Below are 21,414 nucleotides of genomic sequence, written 5' to 3' on the forward strand. Positions count from 1 at the left end.
ATGAGAAAAATACAGCTTTTAATCACATTTTTGTTTTTGATAACTGCCATTGTTTATGCGCAGGATAAAAAATATATTTCTTATGAAGTAAAGAAAAATGAAACACTAAAAAGTATTGCCAGCGATTATAATATGTCTACCAAAGATTTATCTAAATTAAATCCGGGTGTTAGTCGAAAACCTGTATTGGGAACCATTATAATTGTACCAAACAAAAACTTTGGAAAAGTAATAAGTACAACGGTTGTAAATGAGCCTAAAAAGTATATTGTTCAGCCTAAAGAAACTTTGTACGGAATTTCTAAAAAGTTTGGAGTTTCAATAGATCAATTGCAAAATGCCAATCCAACATTAGTTAATGGACTAAAAATTGGGATGGAGCTAGTGATACCTGTTGTTAAAGCTTCTGTAGAAGAAGTTGCTCAAAATTATGTGACTCATACCGTTGTGAAAGATGATACAGTTTATAATTTAACCAAAAGATTTGGTGTTTCTGAAGCTGATTTATATGCTTTAAATCCTAAATTGAAAGAAGGTTTAAAATTAGGTATGGTTTTAAAAATGAAACCAACAGCTGTCAAAGAAACTTCAAATGAGCCAATAGTTGAACATTTTAAAGCTGTAAGTAGTCACGTTAATAAAGCTTCTTTTGAAGAAAATATCAATTTAAATAAAGAGATTAACGTTGCAATTATTTTACCTTATCAATTAAATAAATTAAATGATTCAATATTAGATCAAAATTTTGCAAAAAATAATTTATTAAAAATTGCGACTGATTTTCATATGGGTGCGCAATTGGCAATAGACTCTTTAAAATCAAAAGGTTTAAATGTAAAAGTTACTTATTTTGATTCTGAGAATTCTGATCAAAAATTGCAATCACTATTGGCTAAAAATCAAAATTTTAGCAATGTTGATTTTGTAATTGGTCCACTATTTTTTGACAATGCACATTGGATTTCTAAACATATTAAACAACCTGTTATAGCACCTCTTTATTCTAAAAAACAAGACGATGTAAATCAGCAAAATTTAATAAAAACAGCTCCTAAATCTGACCTAAATCAACAAAAATTATTGGCCTATTTAGAAGAAAATTACGCTGGTGAAAATGTGGTTGTTGTTAATGATGGTAAAGCTGAAACACAATCGCAACTTTGGCAAATTGTAAATAAAATAAACGGGTTTAAAAATGTCCACAATGTTTCGGTAATTAAACCTCAAAATGGTTATATCAATCGTTCTGTATTCAGTTTAAAAATAAGTAAAACAAATAAAAACTGGGTTATTATTGTAAGCGATGATAATGTTACAACATCAGCTACAATTAATGGTTTAAAAGGTTTTTCTGAAGACGTTGAGATAGATTTGTATGCTTTAAATAAAGGGAAAAATTTTGATAATATTGAAAATGTATTTTTAGGAAAATTGAATTTCACTTACCCAACTTCAGAGTTTATTGATACTGAAAATGAAGAAATCAATTACTTTTACAATGCATTTTATGTTAAAAACAAAGCATATCCATCAAAATATGCCTTGCGTGGTTTTGATGTAACTTATGATATGTTAGTGCGTTACGCAAGTAATAATGGTAATTTAGATAAAGGTTTAAATGCTGGTTGGTCTACTAGAGTTTCTGGAATTTTTCAGTATTCAAAAAATGATTTTGGAAGTTTTGACAATAACGGATTGTATATTATTAGATATACAGAAAATTTAGTGCCTATTATTATGCCTTAATGCCTAACAAAATTATAATATAAAAAACGAAAATGTAGACTGAACCCAAATGTTTGGACAAATTTATAATTAATTTTGATAATAATGAGCTCGATATTGTATCGGGCTCATTTTGTTTAAATTTGACTTGATTCTGTCATTATTGTAATAATTTGATGATATAAAAAAAGCAGGTAAAGTAATCTTCACCTGCCTTATTATATTTAATAAACAATTATTGTTTTAAAATACGTTGATTTACTGTTTTATTGTATCCTGTAAGTTTAAATATATACAAACCAGGAATTAAATGAGAGATTTCAACAGATTTACTTTGGATAGCTTGATTCATAACCAATTTACCCAATTGATTATATACAGTAAGTGTATCAAAGTTATAATTTCCGCTAATGTTAACAGTATTTGTAGCCGGGTTTGGCCAAAGCAATACGGCTTTTTCTGATGAGGAAATATCATCTCCTATAGATAAAGTTTCACCTGCAAACACTCTGAACTCAGTTAAACTCATCCATGTACCTGTATATGTTGCAGCGCCAGAAATGGTTACCTTAACAAAACGCCCGTCAATACCAGAGAAAGTATCAATAATAGGATGTGTTAAGGTACCTTGTGTAGTATTAGCAGATCTATCAACAATTTGGGTATAAGTACCGTTTACTGTACTTGATACCGATACTGTAAACTGATAATCTCTATCAGAATGACATACCATTTCAGTTCTTCCCAATGTATAAACTGCTCCTAAATCTATAATTGCTGTTTGCGGAAATCCAGAAACTGACCATTTTGTTGAAGTCAATCCATCCACTAAATTTTCAACTATATAATCTGCATCATGGATACCAGAACCAGTGATTGGTTTATTCAACGCTAAGTTATCTCCTATAGAAGGTGTTACAACTGTAATTAAACTTGTATCTGTAAATCCTCCGTCATCTGTTATTACTGTAATTGTAGCACTACCTTCAGATTCAGCAGTAACAAGTCCACTTGTTGGATTAACTTTGGCAACTAACGGATTGTTACTACTATAACTTATAGCTAAATTTGAAGCATTTGATGGACTTATTGATGATGATAATTGTTTTGTGCTCCCTATAATAAGGTCTACGGTACTTGGTAATAATGTTACTCCAGTAACTTTTTGTACTCCATGGTTAACAGAAAAATCATATACCAAAACTTCTCCATAATTATTAGGGTTATCTGTATCACTTCCTTCTTCATCTGCATTGCTTTGGGTATAGTTTCCTACCTTAAAATAAGATTGATCATAATTTAAATCCATTACATAATCATTACCGCCATCTTTTACCAAATATGAAGATGCATTACCACTATTATATGCGCTTAATAGATTTCCATCTTCAGAATAATAGCAATAGTGCTTGCCATCAACTACCCGAAAAATAACTTCATGGATAGTTCCTAAAGTATAGTTTGTTTTAATAGTAATATCACTTCTTAACTTACCTCCATTAAAAGTTAAGAACAGATGTGAATTTTCTAATCTCATAACCATGGAATCATCAATACCGTCATCTTTATTTCCGTGTATTTGAGTTGCTACTAAGTGAGGTTTGTTAATTGGTAAATGGGTAATTGCCTGTTTAACATAAACCATGTGTGTGCCAGTAGTAGTCCAATAAATATCCGCACTACCATCCGCTAATCTTTCTCTAAGTTCAGAACGAATATTACTTGAGTTGGGAGTAGTGCCATTATTACTTCTTATTGGAGCACGAAAAACAATTGCATCTCTAGTACCATTTACATAAAAGAACTCGTTATTAGGTTCTCCACATAAAGTCTTATCTTCAGCTCCAGTGGGATAAGTAATTTTCCATTGTTTACAGTTTTCAATAAGATCTGATGGTACTTGTGCTATTACAGGAATTGTGAAATATGTTCCTATCATGCATAACGCAAAAAGGCACAAGCGTTTTTGTAAATAAATTTTCATTTTTAATTTGGTTTAGGGTTGTTTAGTTTGATTAATTGGATATCCAGATTGGTAAACCAATTTGTAATTGCTAAAAGTAATAAAATAAATCAATATACGATTGAAAATTTAGCCCTTTTGAATTCAGCCAAATATTTATAATAAGTGGGTCTTTTGTATTAAATGTGTGACTGTGAAATTAGATGTTTCTTTAGATAGTACCTTTGATATTTAATTGATACTATTTAAATTATTGAATTTTTAATAATTATAAATTTATCAATTGATAAAATATTTTTATGTTATTTTTGAAGTACAAAAAATTAAATGAAATGGATATTTTTCTATTGATACTTGGCTTTTTATTAATTATAATTGGTTTGGCAGGTTCGTTATTGCCTGTTTTACCAGGGCCTTTAGCAAGTTGGGTTGGTCTATTATTGCTGTATTTAACAAATGTAATACCTAATGATTGGACTTTTATTGGGGTAACTTTTGCAATTGCTTTAATTATTACCGTTATAGATAATTTTATTCCTGCTATAGGAACAAAAAAATTTGGTGGTACTAAGTTTGGAGTTAGAGGTAGTATGGTCGGATTAATTATTGGAATGTTTTTTGGTCCTTTGGGTATTATTTTTGGTCCATTTTTAGGCGCGTTTATTGGTGAAATATTAAATGATAGTAGAAATGGACAAAAAGCATTAAAAGCTGCATTTGGTTCTTTTATCGGATTTTTAACGTCAACTTTGTTAAAATTTATAATGTCTTTGGTATTTGCGGGTTTGTTTATCGCTAAATTTTGGGAATATAAAAGTGCATTTTTCACTTTCAATCAATAGGGATAATAAATCTTTGGCAGAAATAGTATAAAAAATAAGAACCAGCAACTTTGAATTGAGAATCTTTGTTGCTGGTTCTAAACTAAAACTACTAACTAATATCTGCTTTTCTGAAATTACAATCTGTAAATCAGATATTTATATTTTTAACAAAATATTTATTTAAAACATTACGAATGTACGGGGTAAATTGTATCTAAATACTGACATTTATCAATGTTTACAGTTTTTTTAAATAATTTTTTAAATAACAAAAAGTGTAGTTGTTAAAAATATTAGTACAAATATTATTAGTGAAGCTTTCCAAAATGCATGTGCTTTTTTTATTTCCATAAAGTAAAATGAAACCAATAAAAATTTAATTGCAGAAAATGTTAAGATGACATGAATTATGAAATTAGAATGCACTAACGTTTGTGCAGTAAATGCAGCTAATAGCGTTATTATTATCAAAACAACCCAAATAGCAATAAAACCTTTTGTTTTCATTTTAAAATATCAAATAAATTATAGGAAAAAGTAGCAGCCATATTAAATCGCACATATGCCAAAAAGCAGCGCTTGATTCAAAATCTTCTAACGTTGTTTTTAATTTTATGGTGTTAAGTAAGCCTGTGTAAATAAATAGTAATATTACAAGTCCAACAATTACGTGAATTACATGAAATAAGGTAAGCATCCAATAAAAAGTAAAAAAAGTATTGTAGCCAATTGTTAAACCAGCCTCTATTTTAGAGTGGTATTCAATAGATTTTAGTCCTAAAAAAAAGCAGCCTCCAAGCATTGTTAAAAGTAAAAACCACTTTGCTAATTTTAAATTATTTTTTTTAAACCACAGCACACTTAAAGCCATAAATAAACCACTTGTTAATAGTATAAGTGTGTTTATTACGCCATATGTAGTGTTTAATAACAATCTGGAATTGTGAAAAACAATTGGCTCTTCTTTGCTATAAATAACCATGGCTATTAAAGCTGCACCAAAAGTAAACAATTCTAAAAAAATGACAATCCACATTAAAATTCCACCAGGAGGGTAGAAAATGTTTTTGTGATTGATATTTGTGTTTTCCATTAACTTTGATGTTTTATTTTTTCGTACAACAGTACCATCGACTTTAATAATTCGACGGGTGTGGTTAAAATTTGATAATGGTTTTGCCCAAACATTTGGGGTAAATAATATTTTGCCTGTGCTTCAATAGCCAATGCATAAGAATTAATGTTGCGTTCATTTAATTCGCGCAGCGCTTGTTTTACATCATTTACACCATATTTTCCTTCGTATTTATCATAGTCATTAGGTTTGCCGTCTGATATTAAAATTACCCATTTATTTTTGGTGTCTCGCTTGTCTAACATAGCGCCTGAATGTCGTAAAGCCGCGCCAATACGAGTGTAGCCACTTGGCTCAATAGCACCTATTTTAAATTTGGCTTTGTTCCAATCTTCATCAAAATCTTTGATGGTGATATATGAAGAATGATTTCTGGTTTTTGAATAAAAACAATCGATAGAAAAATCAATATTAAATTCGCTTAAAATTTCGCCAAATAAAATAGAAACTTGTTTTTCAACATCAATTACGCGATTTCCAGCGGCATAACCATCACTTGACAAACTGACGTCTAGTAACAATAGAATGGATAAATCTTTTTCTTTTTTTCGTTTTGAAAGGTATATTTTTTCTGAAGGAGTGTGTCCAGAATGTACATCAACAAATAAATCGGTTATGGCATCAATATCAAACTCATCACCTTGTGTTTGGCGGCGTTGTTGCTGGTATTTGTTATTAACGTTGGTCAACATTTTACGTAAACCAACCAAAGTTGACCGGTAGTCACTCAATGTTTTTTTGTAATAGGGGATGGCTGTTTTTTGTAATGTTTTTGGATATACTTTACAAAAATTGCTTTTATAAGTACGTTTAGAAAAATCCCATTCATCATATAAAATATGATAGCCAGTACTGTCATTTTCTGCACTTTCAGAAACTGTTGTATTTTCAATAAAATCGGCTTGGTAAACAGCGTGTGCGGTGTCATCTACACGTACTGTGTATTTCATGTTTAAATCTTCCAAGGCGTTTGAGTGGTCTTCTAACTCATCATCGCCATCAAAATCTTTAAAATTTCCACCAAATTCTTCAGCAGTTTCTACTTTTTCAAATTGATGTTGCAACACAGCATCTTCCTGTTGTTTTACATCAACCTGAACCGAAATAATTTCTTCAACAGCATTTGATTTTAAAATGGTTTTTGGCTTTTCTTCATCTGCATTTTTAACTTTATCGGTAAAGTTATTTAGTTTTTTATCTAAATAATCTTCAGGATTGTTACGCATCCATTTTCCATAGATAAAAGTATAATCTGCAGGTGTTTTAGTTGTTGATTTTGCTGAATAATATTTCTTGAAATTTTCGTGGTATTTTTCTGTAATTGGAAACTGCTCAAACAAAGATTGTAAAACCAATGTGGAGGTTTCTGAAGCTTTTTGTTGAGATTCAATTAAATCGTGTTCAATATTGTCATTCCAATTTAAATTTAAATTCTTTTGAACGGATAAATATAAAATTCGGAACAAATAAAAAGCAATATTTTCATCTGTTGAAGGGAAATCTGAAAATGTTGAAGGTAAAAAAAAGTTATTGTTTTTATAGCCACCTTCTCTTTCAGCCTCATATATTTCAATAGTTTGTCCTGTAATTGCTCTTGATAGAATTGTTAATCGGGGTTTTATATCATTTAAATATACTGCATGTGCAATATCCTCTTGCTTTCTTTTACTTCTTCTTTTGAAGTAATAGGCAAGTTTGGTAAAAAGATATTCATCTGGTTCGAACATGTATTTCAGTTTTCAGTTACAGTTTTCAGTTTTCAAAGCATAATTGCCTGCGAACTGTTACTGTTTACTAATTATATCATCAAATTACATAAATCTTTCAAGGCTTCGATAACATCTAAATCGTCTGTAAGTGGTTCTACAATGGCAACTTCAACAGCCAAACGTTTTGGTAAACCGCTATGAATTAATTTTGCAGCATCTACCAACAATCTTGTTGAAACAGTTTCAGCCAAACCAAGTTCGGTTAAGTTTCTAATTTTTGTGGCAATGTTGACAAGCTTTTTAGCAATACTTGCTTCAATACCAGTTTCATTTACCAATATTTCAGCTTCAATTTTTTCATTTGGATAAGCAAAAGAAGTGGCTATAAAACGTTGTCGGGTTGAAGGTTTTAGCTCTTTAAATCCTTTTTGATAGCCAGGATTGAAAGATGCCACCAGCATAAAATCTTGGTGTGCTTTTACGGTTTCACCCAGTTTGTCGATGAACAACTCGCGTCTGTGATCGGTTAAAGAGTGAATGGCAACAATAACATCGGGTCTGGCTTCAGCAATTTCATCTAAATAAATAATAGAACCATTTTTTATGGCAATGGTTAATGGACCATCCATCCAAATGGTTTCGGCTCCTTTTATAATATATCTTCCTATTAAATCTGTTGAAGAGGTTTCTTCATGACAACTAATAGTGATTAATTTTTTAGCTAATTGATGTGCCATAAACTCAATAAACCTTGATTTACCAGTTCCGGTTGGTCCTTTTAATAAAAAAGGAATTTTGTTTTTATAAGCGTGTTCAAAAACTTCGACTTCTTTTCCTATTTGCTGATAATATGGAATTTGGTTTTTCATTTAAACAGTTTTAAGTTTTTTATAAAAAACCAGAGTTAATGTTATTTTTGTTATCTATTTTAAAATAACAATAGCTTTAACTCTGGAAATTAATTTGAAAAATGATGGTACAATTTTTTATTTATTCTTGTATCTCTAGTGCTTCGTCAGTTGGTAATCCGTGTTTGTAAAAATCAACTATATAAAGTACAATACCTGTTGTGAACATAGTTGCACAAAGTATTAAAACTACAAAGTGAATACTTATTTCTTTTTGAACAAGCATAAACTCCATTCCAAACTTACGTTCTAAATATACCTGAGCAACTCCGGCAACACCAAAAGCAACTGTCATACCAAGCATACCTATATTTGATAACCAAAATGCAGCTCTACCTCTTGAACTTTCGTATAATTTTCGGCCTGTCATATTTGGTAAAGCATAACTAATAATGGCTAAAACTATCATAGCATAAGCTCCCCAAAAAGCCAAATGACCGTGCATTGCTGTAACTAAAGTACCGTGCGTGTATAAGTTTGTTTGTGGTAAAGTATGTGCAAAACCTAATAAACCAGCACCAACAAATGATACAATTGCAGAACCTAATGTCCAGTACAAAGCCAATTTATTTGGGTGTTTTTTCTCACCTTTTCTGTACATATTTACGGCGAATAATGCCATTGCTAAGAACGCCAAAGGTTCTAAAGCTGAAAATATACCACCAACAACCAACCAAATTTTATTTACTCCAATGTAGTAGTAATGGTGACCGGTACCTAAAACTCCCGATAAGAAGGTTAAACCTACAATTACATACAGCCATTTTTCAATAACTTCTCTGTCAACTCCAGTTAATTTGATTAATAAGAATGATAAAATACCACCCATAATTAATTCCCAAACACCTTCAACCCATAAATGCACTACCCACCAACGGAAAAAAGAATCCGTTACTTGGCTGTCAAATGGCAACATTCCAGGTAAGTAGAGCAAGGCAGCAAAAAGCAAACCCATAGACAATACCAATGCTGTGGTTGTTCTTCTTTTTCCTGTAAATAAGGTTGTTAATATTAGGCCTAAAAATAACAACACGTTTACCACTACTAAATAATCTAACGGACGAGGAATTTCTAAAAATTTACGTCCTTCCCAATAGTTAAAATGATATCCAACAATAGCAGTAACACCTACAAGTGCTAAACTTATTAATTGTACATAAGCCAATTTAACGCTGACCAATTCTTTTTGAGCTTCTTCAGGAATAATATAGTAAGCGGCTCCCATAAAACCAGATAATAGCCAAACTACCAATAAGTTGGTGTGAACTGCTCTAGCAGTATTAAAAGGAATAAAGTTGTGTAAATTGTCAAATCCAATTCGGGCAAAACCCATTACAAATCCATAAACAATTTGTAGTACTAGCAATAGCATTGAAAGGGCAAAAAACCAATATGCTACTTTTTGTGATTTATATTTCATAATGTCTTTTTTTACTTGTTAATTTTGTCTTTTGCTAATGGAGAAACAATTCTGTCAAATCCGTTTAAGTCTATTTCACCAATCCAATTAAAAAAGGCAACAACATCAGTAGCTTCCTGTTCGGTCATTCCGTAAGCGACCATTTTTCTGCCATTAGGCTGCCAAGGTGTTTTAGACATTAATATACTTTTGATAACTTCTTCGCCATTACCGCCATATTTGATATTTAATCGATCAACAACTTTTGTCAATTCTGGAGCATAATAAGCGCCTTCACCTAAAATAGTATGGCAGCCCATACAGTTATTAGATTCCCAAATTTCTTTACCTCTAACAACTGAATCTGTTAGATTCTCATGGTTAGTTTGGTCTGTACTTGATGATAAGGAATACACGGTTAATCCTATAAAAATAAGGAAAGTTACCAGTGTTCCTCCAAGAAAGAAAGCCCTTGCTTGTTTTTTAGATAACATGATTTACGAGTTTAATTGGTTAATTATTTCTATTTAAAATATAAAAAGACCTTTAAATCTTTTATAAAACAAAAGTAAATTTTATTTTTCATCTAGAAGAGAAAAAAAACATTTTTTTTTAAGGTTTTTTTGTGATTTTAGGGCTGATGTCTTTTAAAGTTAAGATTCTTCCAGAATCAGATATTTCTTTAGCAAATTCAACAATAGTTTTGTCTCTAAATTTACCTAAGATGTTGTTTTTAAAAGGTTCAACTATAAAGTGAACAGGGCACGGGTTAGCACCATCGCATTCGTGTAAGCCTAAAAAGCAATCATTTAATCTGTTTAGGCCGTCAATGTTTTCAATAATATCACAAACATTTTTATTGCTGTTTTTTTTGTTTAAATAAAAACCGCCATTAGGTCCTTTGGTTGAAGAAATTATTTTGCCACGTACTAACTGCTGAAATAATTTTGCTAAAAAAGGATGCGGAACGTCAATTTTTTCAGCAATTTCTTTAACACTTATTTTACGTTCTTCACTAGAATGTTCTGCTAAATAGAGTGTAGATAAGATAGCATATTTGCTGGCGCGTGATAACATCATTTTAATTTAAATTAAATTCTTTGTGCAAAATTAAGTAAAAAAGATAAAAGTGTATTGTATTTTTTGATTTAATGTAAAAACAGTTTTGTTTATGTCTTTTTAAATGACAATAATCATCAGGATTCATAAAAGTTAAATGTATCTTTATCGGCTAAAATTGTATTAAATATATATTGTTAAAGTTAGGTCGTAATTTAGCCTAGTATGACAAATATCATTATTTTTGCAATTCATTTATTTTTAAAGATAAAATATATATAATGAACAAATTACTCTCTCTTATTTATTCAACCCGAATTACAGCTGTTTTGTTTTTAGTTTTTGCGCTTTCTATGGGGGTTGCAACATTTATAGAAAACGATCATGGTACAGAAACTGCAAAAGCATTGGTTTATAGCGCTTGGTGGTTTGAGGGTATTATGTTGTTTTTTGTGCTAAATTTTTTCGGAAATATTTTTAAATACAGATTGTATAAAAAAGAAAAATGGGTTGTTTTAATTTTTCATTTGGCGTTTTTATTTATCATAATTGGTGCAGGTATAACGCGTTATGTTAGTTTTGAAGGTATTATGCCTATAAAAGAAGGAGCTGTTTCCAATAAATTTTTATCAGAAAAAAACTATATCAGTATTGCTGTTAATAATGGTAATGAAGAGAAAACTCCAGAGAATTTTCCTATTTTATTATCATCAATAAGCAAAAATAACTTTAGTTATAAAAGCGATTTTAGAGGAGTAGATTTTGAAGTTAAACTAACCAACTATATTCCAAATGCAACTACAAGTTTTGTTGAAGACGAAAATGGTACGGAATATTTAAAATTTGTTGAATCGGGTGGTGGCGGAAGACACGACCATTACATTAAAAAAGGATCTTCAGAGGTTGTTCACGGCGTACTTGTTGGTTTTGATGCTCCTAATCAAAATACCATTGATATTATTTCTGTTGATGGTGGTTTTAAAATTAAATCGGTTGTTGAAGGTAATTTCTTTAGAATGGCAGACCAATTTGAGGGTGTTATTGCAAAAGATTCATTACAAGATTTTTCACTTTTAGCGGTTCACAATATTGCTGGGTTAACTTTTGTTGTTCCGCAAGGTTCGTTAAAAGGAGCATATAAAACAGTTCAAGGTAATAAAGACCAAAACTCTTTGGCTTTGTTAGAATTTGATGTTACCGTTGCAGGCGAAACCAAACAAATTCAAGTTAGTGGTGGGCAATTTGCAATTCAACCACCAACGCAATTTACTGTTGGTAATTTAAATTTTAGAATGAACTATGGTGCTTTGCAAAGGCAGTTGCCATTTAGTATAAAATTAAACGATTTTCAGTTAGACAAATATCCTGGTTCTAACAGTCCAATGTCTTTTGCCAGTGAAGTGACTGTAATTGATCCAAGTGAAACTTTTGATTTTAGGATTTTTATGAATAATATTTTAAACTATAAAGGTTATAAATTTTTTCAGTCGAGTTATAATATAACCGATGAATATGAAGAAACTCATTTATCTGTAAACCATGATTTTTGGGGTTCAACCATTACCTATGTTGGTTATTTTTCATTGTATGCAGGGTTGATTTTAATTTTATTTTTACCAAAAACACGTTTTGATTTTTTAAGAAAAAGTCTACAAAAAATGAGAAATAAAAAAGCAACGCTTACTACGTTGGCCTTGTTATTAATTTCTAGTATTGCGTTTTCTCAACAACACAATCACGCAGTTACAACTCAACAAATTGATTCGGCTTTAATCGCAAATGTTATTAGTAAGGCACATGCAGATAAGTTTAGCAAAGTGGTTATTCAAGATGCCGGTGGAAGAATGAAACCAGTTGATACTTATGCTTCAGAATTGTTGAGAAAAGTAAGCAAGCACGATACTTACGAAGGTATGAATGCTACTCAGGTATTTTTATCTATCCAACAAAATCCACGACTTTGGTTTCAAGTTCCTGTTATTTATATTGAACCTGGAAATACAAAATTAAGAGATGTTTTAGGAGTTGCTCACGAAGATAAATATGCGTCGTTATCTTCTTGTTTTGATGAAAGAGGAAATTACAAATTAGGTGAAATTCAAGCTGAAGCTCAAAAACAAAATATTAAAAGTAAATATGAAAAAGACGTTATAAATGTAGATAGAAGGGTTAATTTATTGTACTCGGCAATTACTGGAGATGTATTAAAGATTTTCCCAATACCTAATGATCCAAACCATAAATGGGTATCTCATAACGAATTGAATCAGGCTAATTTTAAAGGACAGGATTCTATTTTTGTTCGTCAAATTTTACCAATTTACATTCAAACTTTGTCTGAAGCAAAAATTTCAAACAATTATTTGGATTCTGATGATATTTTAGGAGGGATTATTACTTTTCAAAAAAAATATGGAAGTGCAGTTTATCCTTCAGAAAAGAAAATTGACCTAGAAATAGCTTACAATAAATACGATGTTTTTAAAAAACTGTTTAGTTACTATATGTACATTGGAACTTTAATGTTTTTATTGGTAATATTTCAAATTTTTAACAACAGCAAGGTTTTAAGCTATTTAATTAAAGGTTGTATTGCCATTATTATTGTATTGTTTTTAATGCATACAGGCGGTTTAATTGCACGTTGGATAGTTAGTGGGCACGCACCTTGGAGTAATGCTTACGAATCTATGATTTATGTTGGTTGGGCAACAATGTTGTTTGGATTGATTTTTGGACGAAAATCATCTATGACCATTGCTGCAACGGCATTTTTAACAGCATTTATTTTAATGGTTGCGCATTGGAACTGGATGGATCCTGAAATTGCAAACTTACAACCTGTTTTAAATTCGTATTGGTTAATGATTCACGTTGCAATTATTGTAGCAAGTTACGGACCATTTGCTTTGGGTATGATTTTAGGTTTAATTGCGCTTATTTTAATGGTTTTAACCACTTCAAAAAACAAAGATAAAGTTGGCGAAATGATTAAAGAAATTACCATTATTAATGAAATGGCTTTAACTGTTGGTTTGGTAATGTTAACTATAGGAAACTTTTTAGGCGGTCAATGGGCTAATGAAAGTTGGGGACGTTATTGGGGATGGGACCCAAAAGAAACTTGGGCGTTAATTAGTATTATGATTTATGCTTTTGTTTTACACTTACGCTTAGTTCCAGGCTTAAGAAGTAGATTTACATTCAATGTGTTTTCTGTAGCTGCTTTTGCTTCAATTTTAATGACTTACTTTGGTGTTAACTTCTATTTGTCTGGTTTACACTCGTATGCAAGCGGAGATAAGGTAATTACGCCAACATTTGTGTATTATTCAATAGCAATTGTAGCAGTAATTTCTATAGGTGCATACATTCAATTTAAAAAACATTATAAAAAATAAGGAAAACAGTTGCAAAAATGTAACTTTGCAAACTCTTAAAAAAAGTAAAAATGTATAATAAATATATAAAGTTAGTAATAGCTGCTGGTATTTTAGTTTGGTCAATTTTTCAATTTATTGATGGAAATATAATGAATGGAATTTCATTGATTTTATTGGCTGGTATTTTTGTGTTGTTTTATTTTAAAAACGAATTTATTTTATTGGCCTTTTGGCAATTAAGAAAACAAAATTTTGCTGGAGCAAGCAAATGGTTGGCTTACATTAAAAACCCAAGTACGGCATTGGTTCAAAAACAAGAAGGATATTATAATTTTTTACAAGGAATTATGATTTCTCAAACCAATTTAACTCAGGCAGAAAAGTTATTTAAAAAAGCATTGAGTTTAGGTTTAAGTATGAGCCATGATGTTGCTATGGCAAAATTGCAATTGGCAGGTATTGCAATGTCTAAAAGACGTAAGCGTGAAGCAACACAGTTGTTAAACGAAGCTAAAAAATTAGATACTCAAGGTGTTTTAACAGATCAGGTTAAAATGCTAAAAGAGCAATTGAAGAAAATATAATTAGAAAACAATTCTAAAACAAAAGCCGCTGAATTTTAATTTAGCGGCTTTTGTTTTTCAACAACACAAAGTGTTGTTGAAAAACAAATTGATAATTGATAATTGATAATTGATAATTGATAATTGATAATTGATAATTGATAATTGATAATTGATAATTGATAATTGATAATTGATAATTGATATCTATTCCATTTTTTCTAACTGTTTTTGAATTTTTTTAATGGCATTTTCAATTGGTTTTTCGGGCTCAATTACATTAAATTCTCCCCAAAACTCGGGGTCGTTAAATCCGGAAGCTTCATCAGCCATAATAACAGATTGTCTTAAGCGATCTCTATTTCTAATAGAAGCTGCTGAAGTATCAGGTTTCCAGTCTGTAATTGCCAATTCCATAGTAGAGTAAAAGATAGAGTTGAATATTTTTTTGTGCCAATCAATTTTAAATCCAAGTTCAATTCTGCTATAACTATGAAACCATTTGCCATTTTTTTCAGCATATTTTGTAAAATAGTTGGCTTGTATAGGTTTTACTTTTGCTCTTTGTGGTTTTCTCACTATAAAAAAGTCAGATGCTTTGTTGATATCCGATAAATCTACTTGAAATTGTACAGCTGTTAATGCCAGTGAATTAGCATCAATAAATAATTTACCAAAAAACAGGGCATCTTGTGATGCTGGTTTTTGCTTAAAATTTACAACGTATATAACCCTATTGTCAATTTTTGTTGAAGTGTCAAATGTGAAATCATAATTTTTAAACATTTCGTCTGTAAGAAGCAATTCAGGATTCTTAATAATATCTAAACGAATCATGTCGTAAGGGCCTCCGCTATGTTTTAAAGTTATGGTATCTAATTTTTCATAATTGGTGTTTTTACGCGATTTATGAAGTTGTAAAATATCATTTCTTTCAGTAGTATAAGAAGGTTTGTTAATTATTAAAATGGCTTCTGCAAGTGACACATAAGTGTTTCTTTTTTTGATGGTTTCTCGGTAAAAACCTGTCATTTCAGTATTTACAGCAAGATAATTCTGAGCCTTTCGTTTAAAAACTTCTTTAACCAAACTAGGCGCATCTTTTGTAGTAATTTTAATTTCTGAAAGTTCTTCAATATAGGTTTCTAAAGTAATTGTGGTTTCATCTTTATTAAAATCTGAAAGATTTACAACTTTACTGGTATATCCTAAAAAAGAAATGGTAATGCTTTTACTTTTATTTCTTTTTGGAACTTTTAATAAAAAAGCACCTTTTGTATTTGTTACTGTGCTAATATTGGTTTCGTTTACTGTTATAGTAGCAAAAACCAATGGCTCTTTTGTTTTGCCATCTATCACAATTCCTCTATAACTATTGTAACCAATAGAATCGTTAACGATACTGTTTGATGAATAAGTATTTTGTTGAAATCCAATTAATAGCAAGAAAAAAATAGGAATTGCCAATGGTGTTTTTAAAAATAATACGGCTTGTTTTTTCATGACTCATATGGTTTGATATGAGTATACAAGTTACTAATTTTTAACTAAATAGAAAAACCATAGCAAACTATTGTTGCTATGGTTTATAAGATGATTTTTATTTATTTAATCAATTTTTTTTAACACAAGAGTTTCGTTACCTTCTTTATCGTAAAAAAATAGATTCAACTCTTTTAAGTTGTAATTTGATGTATTTTGAAGTCCTGCATTAAACAAATTTGTAATGGTCATATCAGGACACATTTTTCGGGTAGCAGCTATGTTTTCTATTAAAATTTCATTTGAAGTTAATTGTTTTATTCCGCCAGTAAAATTATTACAACCATCATTTCCTAAAATCTTCATTTTAGAAATATTGATTTCAACTTGTGGTAAATTACTGCTTTTATCCAATGTTTTTCCGTTGATACTTGTTACCACCCAAATATCATTTAATTTAAACCTACTGTCTTCAACTTGTTCAATCACTTCTATTAATTTATATTTAATTGATGAGGCATCTGCAGGTACATCTTTTTCTTTTAACTTGGTTGTTTTTACTTTTATTTTTTGAAAATACCCAGGGTTAAAGTTAAAACCTTCAATGTTTGAATAAAAATTTTCCCATTTAGGACTTTCAAGATTGTCATTGTAATTAACCAACAAACATTGCATATCACCTACACCAGCTGTACAAAAACTTTTATAACTGTTTACCCATAAAACTTTATTTGTACTGCACGATTGTAAAACCAATGCTGCAATGATTATAATTGCTTTAAAAATTGTTTTCATATGTGTGTTTTTATTTTTTATAAAAATATTAAATATAATATTGTTTTGTACTATTTTTTATTTTGAAAAAGCTAAAATTTTGAGATTAGTTTAAAATTTACTTTCTTTTTAAAATAAAATAGTCAATTTTTTATCAATTTCTATTTAACTTTTGAATTTTATATACCATTGAAGTCGATAAATTTTGAAGTGAAATACGAAGTAAAATGGCTAAAAACCGACTTGTAAATCTTGGTATTTTAACTATTTTTTCTTTCTTTAATGCTTTATAACCTGTAGTTAAATGGGTAATATTAAGTTAAATTTTACCATTGTTAATGGCTAATTTGGCTAATGTCAGTCCTAATCCAATAGCAGTTATATTAAAATATTTTTTGTCATCTATTAAAAGTGTAACTAATCTTTAATTTGAAGTTTTAAAATGAAGGTTTTATAAATTTTATTGAAAATAGAAGCAAACAAAAAAAGGAACTACATTTAAGTAATTCCTTTTAAAATATTTTTATGAAGTAGGCTTAAACTTTTTCAACAAACAAACCATCATCAGTATTGTTAACTTTTGCAAGGTTGTTTTTTGTTAAATGTTTTAAGCATTTGTCCCATTTTTTATTGCTCAAACCACTTTCAGTTTTTAAGTCATTTAAAGCAATAGGAGATTTAGTTTCAATTAATTTTAACAATGCTTTTTCATCATCGTTTAACTCAACCGAAGGTGCTTTTTTCTCTGGTTTCATTTGAGGGAAAAACAATACTTCTTGTATAGAAGCATTGTTGGTCATAAACATTACCAAACGGTCAATTCCAATACCAATACCTGATGTTGGAGGCATTCCGTATTCTAAAGCACGAATAAAATCTTGATCAATAAACATGGCTTCATCGTCTCCTTTCTCAGATAATTTAAGTTGGTCTTCAAAGCGTTCGCGTTGGTCTATTGGATCATTTAACTCAGAGTAAGCATTGGCCAATTCTTTTCCGTTTACCATCAACTCAAAACGCTCAGTTAAATCTGGATTTGTACGGTGTTCTTTTGTAAGCGGACTCATTTCTTTTGGATAATCTGTAATAAATGTTGGTTGAATGTAGTGGTGTTCACATTTTTCACCAAACAATTCATCAATCATTTTTCCTATACCCATGGTTTCATCAACTTCAATACCAACCTTTTTACAAACATCTCTCAAAGCATCTTCTTTCATTCCGGCAACGTCAAAACCTGTGTGAATTTTAATGGCTTCTAAAATAGGTACTCTTGCATAAGGTGCTTTAAAACTAACTTTGTTTTCTCCAATTAAAACTTCTGTTGTACCATTGGTTTCCGTACAAACTTTTTCCAATAACTCTTCAGTCATATTCATCATCCAGTTGTAATCTTTGTATGCAACGTACAATTCCATTACCGTAAATTCTGGATTGTGAGTTCTGTCCATTCCTTCATTTCTAAAGTCTTTTGCAAACTCATAAACAGCATCAAAACCACCAACAATCAATCGTTTTAAATACAACTCATTTGCAATTCTTAAATACAAAGGCATATCTAAGGCATTGTGATGCGTCATAAAAGGTCTAGCCGCAGCACCACCCGGAATTGGTTGTAAAATTGGAGTTTCAACCTCTAAGTAACCACGTTCGTTAAAAAAGTTACGCATTGCGTTGGTAATTTTTGTACGCTTAATAAACGTCTCTTTTACGTGATCGTTTACAATTAAATCTACATAACGTCTGCGGTATCTTTGTTCGGCATCTGCAAAAGCATCGTGTATTTTTCCATCAGCATCTGTTTTTACAACAGGTAACGGACGTAAACTTTTAGAAAGTACGGTCAATTCCTTAACATTTACAGAAACTTCACCAACTTTAGTTCTAAAAACATCACCTCTAATTCCAATGATGTCACCCATATCCAATAATTTTTTGAATACCGTATTGTACATAGTTGGGTCTTCTTCTGATGAAATTTCATCTCTGCTAATGTAAATTTGCATTCTTCCACTGGCATCTTTCAATTCAGCAAAAGAGGCTTTACCCATAATTCTTCTGCTCATCATTCTACCAGCCAATACAACTTCTTTACCTTCGTACTTATCAAAATTTGATAAAATATCATTAATATGTGCAGTTGTTTTAAACTCTTCTGCAGGATAAGGATTGATGCCTAATTCACGAAGTTTTTGAAGCGATTCTCTTCTAATTATTTCAAGTGGTGATAATTGCATGATGCGTTTTTTATTAGTTCTTTTTAATTTACAATTTGCAAAGATACAATCAATTCAGAAAACTAAATAATTTAGAGATAAAAAGTGTTTAGAATTTGATATTGAATAAAAATTTATATATTTGCTTATCGCTACGAAAGCGATTTAGTTGTGTTGTTGACGTTGTAAAAGACGTCACGGTTTTTTAAACCAATGGAAAGCTTCCCGAATTACGGGACGCTTTTTTTGTTTTAAGGAATCCCTATAAATCCTTCCAAAGAGGACTTTTGGTTCAGAAATTGACAGTTTTCCCTTATTTTAATTGATGATTGAACTTAGCCTAAACCAACTTTAAACCCTTCAACAATTTGCCCTTCAACGATTATGAAGTAATTAAAATGTTGTAAAATAGCAAACACCATCCACACACCAATAACAAGCCTCCAAGTGGTGTAATTGGACCTAAAAAACGTAATTTTTTGTTTTTTGCTGAAGAAATTACCAAACCGTAAATACTGAATGAAAAAAGTACAACCCCAACTACAAAGCTAATAGCCATATACTTTTCTGAAATGGTTTCTAATTTAAAATGAAATCCGATAAGTAATAAAACCAAAGCATGGTACATTTGGTATTTAACGCCGGTTTCAAAACTTTTTAATTGTTCTTCAGTAAGTATTTTTTTTAAAGCGTGAGCGCCAAAAGCACCAAATACTATAGCCAAACCGCCCAGTAAACTGGCGAAAAGTAATGTGAATTGAGTCATAAATTATTAAATAATAGTTAGAACAGTTATGTTTATTTATACTAAATATAAATTACCCAAACTTACTATTAATTTTTGGTTGGCTATTTTTTTTTTTTTTTAATTTTACCTTGAAAGAGGTTTTAAAAATATAAAAATATTGCTATGATTATAATGAATTGCTATTGAATTCACTTCAATTTTTTGTGCCAAATTAATTTGTAAGGGGAATAAAACTGTGTAAGTTTTAATTTCTTTATAGAATTGTTATGTGAAAAATTCCTCCGTTTATAAAATTTTAAAAAACACAATACGCTAATAAAATGTTCAACTTAAAACTATTGCCTATGTAATAAACAATGCATAAACAGAGGAAAGTGTTGCAAAGTTAATACTCCTCACAGGATTTACAAAATATTTATGCGCTGGGTAGCGCGATTTACTAATTAAAATTTAATAAAATGAAAAAAGTAATTTTAGGAATAGTATTTGTTTTAGGGACTGTTAGTTTTACTAATGCAAAAAGTGAAATAATAAATAATAAACTTACGAATACACAATATGCGCCTGCAGATTGTATGGCTGATGCATTTAGATATGGAGATGAAATGGGTTCTGGAGGTGATGAATATTTTTGGACATCGGTTTATTACGACCTTTTTTGTTAAATAAAAATCAAGTAATCTGATAGAATGCCTTTTTCATTATTTTGAATTATTAGAAAATAATTAAAATTTGAAATAAGGCATTTTTAATCTTTAATTCAACTAAAATGAAAAAAAAGCAAATAGTTTTATTATTAATAGTTACAATTAATTTTTGTTTTGCCCAAAATAAAAGAGGAACAATAATATATAAAAAAGAAATTATAGAATTTCTTTCTGAAAAAGAAGGTTTTGAAATCAATAAAGAAAAACGTCCTAAGTATTATAAAACAGTTTTATTTATTGATCAAAATACAAAAAGGACAATAAAGGATATTGAATTTTCATTGAAATTTAATAATGTTGAAAGTATTTTTAGAGCAGATGTTTTTTTGGAATTAGAAACAAATAGATTTTATAAAGTAGCACTTGGTCCTGAAGGGAGTAAAATTTATTATACAAATCAAATAAGCGAGCAAAACATAGAACAAATTGACGCTTATGGTGAATTGTTTTTGATAAGTTACCCACAAAATGAATGGGTGCTTTATAATGAAACAAAAAAAATAGGAGAATATACGTGTTATAAAGCAACTACAATTAAAAAAACCAAAGGCAGAAAAGGTATTATTGATACACCTGTTGAAGTTTGGTATACACCTGATATAAATATTCCACTTGGTCCGTTGGGTTATAATGGATTACCTGGGTTAATTGTTGAATTGTCAATGCTCAATTATAAATATTATGTTAGTAAAATAGATTTAAATTCAAAAGTAGAAATTAACATTAAAAAACCTACTCAAGGGAAAGTGCTTTCAAAAGAAGAGTTTGAAGAAATTGGAGTAAAGGCAATGGATAATTTTAAAAAGAGTTTTAATTAAA

General features: G+C 30.0%; 19 protein-coding genes. 6 read left to right on the top strand and 13 right to left on the bottom strand.

Going from position 1 to position 21,414, the window contains the following annotated elements; all coding sequences use genetic code 11:
- A complete protein-coding gene (locus tag EC396_RS07655) occupies nucleotides 1-1,746 on the top strand; it encodes a LysM peptidoglycan-binding domain-containing protein (RefSeq protein WP_129366122.1) in 1,746 nt (581 codons plus the stop codon).
- Between the two features lie 69 nt (nucleotides 1,747-1,815).
- On the opposite strand, the gene EC396_RS18275 is transcribed toward EC396_RS07655, so the two are convergent.
- On the bottom strand, nucleotides 1,816-1,935 hold the full coding sequence (locus EC396_RS18275; RefSeq protein ID WP_164975226.1) for an IS3 family transposase: 120 nt from the start codon (nucleotides 1,933-1,935) through the stop codon (nucleotides 1,816-1,818).
- Nucleotides 1,936-1,960: 25 nt separating this feature from the next.
- Nucleotides 1,961-3,709 (bottom strand): polysaccharide lyase family 7 protein, encoded by a 1,749-nt coding sequence (locus tag EC396_RS18240; protein WP_129366123.1) that lies wholly within the window; start codon nucleotides 3,707-3,709, stop codon nucleotides 1,961-1,963.
- Nucleotides 3,710-4,020: 311 nt separating this feature from the next.
- Between EC396_RS18240 and EC396_RS07670 the strand changes: the two genes are divergently transcribed.
- Nucleotides 4,021-4,530: a DUF456 domain-containing protein gene (locus EC396_RS07670; protein ID WP_129366124.1), complete on the top strand. Its 510-nt coding sequence runs from the start codon at nucleotides 4,021-4,023 to the stop codon at nucleotides 4,528-4,530.
- Nucleotides 4,531-4,773: 243 nt separating this feature from the next.
- On the opposite strand, the gene EC396_RS07675 is transcribed toward EC396_RS07670, so the two are convergent.
- The 7 genes from EC396_RS07675 to EC396_RS07705 all read right to left on the bottom strand — a co-directional run bounded on the left by EC396_RS07675 (nucleotide 4,774) and on the right by EC396_RS07705 (nucleotide 10,743).
- On the bottom strand, nucleotides 4,774-5,019 hold the full coding sequence (locus EC396_RS07675) for a cytochrome C oxidase subunit IV family protein (RefSeq protein WP_129366125.1): 246 nt from the start codon (nucleotides 5,017-5,019) through the stop codon (nucleotides 4,774-4,776).
- 1 nt (nucleotide 5,020) lies between these two features.
- Nucleotides 5,021-5,605, bottom strand: coding sequence for a cytochrome c oxidase subunit 3 (locus EC396_RS07680; protein WP_129366126.1), 585 nt, complete (start codon nucleotides 5,603-5,605; stop codon nucleotides 5,021-5,023).
- Nucleotides 5,605-7,374, bottom strand: a complete 1,770-nt coding sequence (locus EC396_RS07685; protein ID WP_129366127.1) for a nitric oxide reductase activation protein NorD — start codon at nucleotides 7,372-7,374, stop codon at nucleotides 5,605-5,607. The genes EC396_RS07680 and EC396_RS07685 overlap by 1 nt, the downstream gene beginning before the upstream one ends.
- Nucleotides 7,375-7,445: 71 nt before the next feature.
- Entirely contained in the window at nucleotides 7,446-8,225 is a 780-nt protein-coding gene (locus EC396_RS07690; RefSeq protein ID WP_129366128.1) for a CbbQ/NirQ/NorQ/GpvN family protein, read from the bottom strand.
- A gap of 121 nt (nucleotides 8,226-8,346) precedes the next feature.
- Nucleotides 8,347-9,684: a cbb3-type cytochrome c oxidase subunit I gene (locus EC396_RS07695; protein ID WP_129366129.1), complete on the bottom strand. Its 1,338-nt coding sequence runs from the start codon at nucleotides 9,682-9,684 to the stop codon at nucleotides 8,347-8,349.
- Nucleotides 9,685-9,695: 11 nt separating this feature from the next.
- Nucleotides 9,696-10,157: a cytochrome c gene (locus tag EC396_RS07700; RefSeq protein WP_129366130.1), complete on the bottom strand. Its 462-nt coding sequence runs from the start codon at nucleotides 10,155-10,157 to the stop codon at nucleotides 9,696-9,698.
- A 118-nt stretch (nucleotides 10,158-10,275) separates the two neighbouring features.
- On the bottom strand, nucleotides 10,276-10,743 hold the full coding sequence (locus EC396_RS07705) for an Rrf2 family transcriptional regulator (RefSeq protein WP_240665657.1): 468 nt from the start codon (nucleotides 10,741-10,743) through the stop codon (nucleotides 10,276-10,278).
- A 260-nt stretch (nucleotides 10,744-11,003) separates the two neighbouring features.
- On the opposite strand from EC396_RS07705, the gene ccsA reads away from it, so the two are divergent.
- Nucleotides 11,004-14,123 (top strand): cytochrome c biogenesis protein, encoded by a 3,120-nt coding sequence (gene ccsA, locus EC396_RS07710; RefSeq protein WP_129366131.1) that lies wholly within the window; start codon nucleotides 11,004-11,006, stop codon nucleotides 14,121-14,123.
- A 50-nt stretch (nucleotides 14,124-14,173) separates the two neighbouring features.
- Nucleotides 14,174-14,689, top strand: coding sequence for a DUF2892 domain-containing protein (locus EC396_RS07715; protein WP_129366132.1), 516 nt, complete (start codon nucleotides 14,174-14,176; stop codon nucleotides 14,687-14,689).
- A gap of 186 nt (nucleotides 14,690-14,875) precedes the next feature.
- Here EC396_RS07715 and EC396_RS07720 read toward each other — a convergent pair whose 3' ends face one another.
- The 4 genes from EC396_RS07720 to EC396_RS07735 form a co-directional block, all read right to left on the bottom strand.
- A complete protein-coding gene (locus EC396_RS07720; RefSeq protein ID WP_129366133.1) occupies nucleotides 14,876-16,171 on the bottom strand; it encodes a carboxypeptidase-like regulatory domain-containing protein in 1,296 nt (431 codons plus the stop codon).
- A 105-nt stretch (nucleotides 16,172-16,276) separates the two neighbouring features.
- Nucleotides 16,277-16,945, bottom strand: coding sequence for a DUF4377 domain-containing protein (locus EC396_RS07725; RefSeq protein WP_129366134.1), 669 nt, complete (start codon nucleotides 16,943-16,945; stop codon nucleotides 16,277-16,279).
- Nucleotides 16,946-17,460: 515 nt separating this feature from the next.
- On the bottom strand, nucleotides 17,461-19,161 hold the full coding sequence (lysS, locus tag EC396_RS07730; protein WP_129366135.1) for a lysine--tRNA ligase: 1,701 nt from the start codon (nucleotides 19,159-19,161) through the stop codon (nucleotides 17,461-17,463).
- A 361-nt stretch (nucleotides 19,162-19,522) separates the two neighbouring features.
- Nucleotides 19,523-19,906 carry a DUF423 domain-containing protein gene (locus EC396_RS07735; protein ID WP_129366136.1) on the bottom strand — a complete coding sequence of 128 codons (384 nt, stop codon included), beginning with the start codon at nucleotides 19,904-19,906 and terminating at the stop codon, nucleotides 19,523-19,525.
- A gap of 440 nt (nucleotides 19,907-20,346) precedes the next feature.
- On the opposite strand from EC396_RS07735, the gene EC396_RS07740 reads away from it, so the two are divergent.
- Entirely contained in the window at nucleotides 20,347-20,553 is a 207-nt protein-coding gene (locus EC396_RS07740) for a hypothetical protein (RefSeq protein WP_129366137.1), read from the top strand.
- 104 nt (nucleotides 20,554-20,657) lie between these two features.
- Nucleotides 20,658-21,413 (top strand): GLPGLI family protein, encoded by a 756-nt coding sequence (locus tag EC396_RS07745; protein ID WP_129366138.1) that lies wholly within the window; start codon nucleotides 20,658-20,660, stop codon nucleotides 21,411-21,413.
- The last annotated feature ends 1 nt before the right edge of the window (nucleotide 21,414 follow it).

Origin of the sequence: Lutibacter sp. HS1-25 (assembly GCF_004121075.1) — a bacterium.
Classification (GTDB): domain Bacteria; phylum Bacteroidota; class Bacteroidia; order Flavobacteriales; family Flavobacteriaceae; genus Lutibacter.

Excerpts from the sequence above, each read along its gene's own strand:
- EC396_RS07695 (WP_129366129.1), bottom strand. The coding sequence starts at position 9,684 with ATGAAATATAAATCACAAAAAGTAGCATATTGGTTTTTTGCCCTTTCA.
- EC396_RS07735 (WP_129366136.1), bottom strand. The coding sequence starts at position 19,906 with ATGACTCAATTCACATTACTTTTCGCCAGTTTACTGGGCGGTTTGGCT.
- EC396_RS07655 (WP_129366122.1), top strand. The coding sequence starts at position 1 with ATGAGAAAAATACAGCTTTTAATCACATTTTTGTTTTTGATAACTGCC.
- EC396_RS07685 (WP_129366127.1), bottom strand. The coding sequence starts at position 7,374 with ATGTTCGAACCAGATGAATATCTTTTTACCAAACTTGCCTATTACTTC.
- ccsA (WP_129366131.1), top strand. The coding sequence starts at position 11,004 with ATGAACAAATTACTCTCTCTTATTTATTCAACCCGAATTACAGCTGTT.
- lysS (WP_129366135.1), bottom strand. The coding sequence starts at position 19,161 with ATGCAATTATCACCACTTGAAATAATTAGAAGAGAATCGCTTCAAAAA.
- EC396_RS07690 (WP_129366128.1), bottom strand. The coding sequence starts at position 8,225 with ATGAAAAACCAAATTCCATATTATCAGCAAATAGGAAAAGAAGTCGAA.
- EC396_RS07715 (WP_129366132.1), top strand. The coding sequence starts at position 14,174 with ATGTATAATAAATATATAAAGTTAGTAATAGCTGCTGGTATTTTAGTT.
- EC396_RS18240 (WP_129366123.1), bottom strand. The coding sequence starts at position 3,709 with ATGAAAATTTATTTACAAAAACGCTTGTGCCTTTTTGCGTTATGCATG.
- EC396_RS07675 (WP_129366125.1), bottom strand. The coding sequence starts at position 5,019 with ATGAAAACAAAAGGTTTTATTGCTATTTGGGTTGTTTTGATAATAATA.
- EC396_RS07720 (WP_129366133.1), bottom strand. The coding sequence starts at position 16,171 with ATGAAAAAACAAGCCGTATTATTTTTAAAAACACCATTGGCAATTCCT.
- EC396_RS07745 (WP_129366138.1), top strand. The coding sequence starts at position 20,658 with ATGAAAAAAAAGCAAATAGTTTTATTATTAATAGTTACAATTAATTTT.
- EC396_RS07705 (WP_240665657.1), bottom strand. The coding sequence starts at position 10,743 with ATGATGTTATCACGCGCCAGCAAATATGCTATCTTATCTACACTCTAT.
- EC396_RS07680 (WP_129366126.1), bottom strand. The coding sequence starts at position 5,605 with ATGGAAAACACAAATATCAATCACAAAAACATTTTCTACCCTCCTGGT.
- EC396_RS07700 (WP_129366130.1), bottom strand. The coding sequence starts at position 10,157 with ATGTTATCTAAAAAACAAGCAAGGGCTTTCTTTCTTGGAGGAACACTG.
- EC396_RS07670 (WP_129366124.1), top strand. The coding sequence starts at position 4,021 with ATGGATATTTTTCTATTGATACTTGGCTTTTTATTAATTATAATTGGT.
- EC396_RS07740 (WP_129366137.1), top strand. The coding sequence starts at position 20,347 with ATGAAAAAAGTAATTTTAGGAATAGTATTTGTTTTAGGGACTGTTAGT.
- EC396_RS07725 (WP_129366134.1), bottom strand. The coding sequence starts at position 16,945 with ATGAAAACAATTTTTAAAGCAATTATAATCATTGCAGCATTGGTTTTA.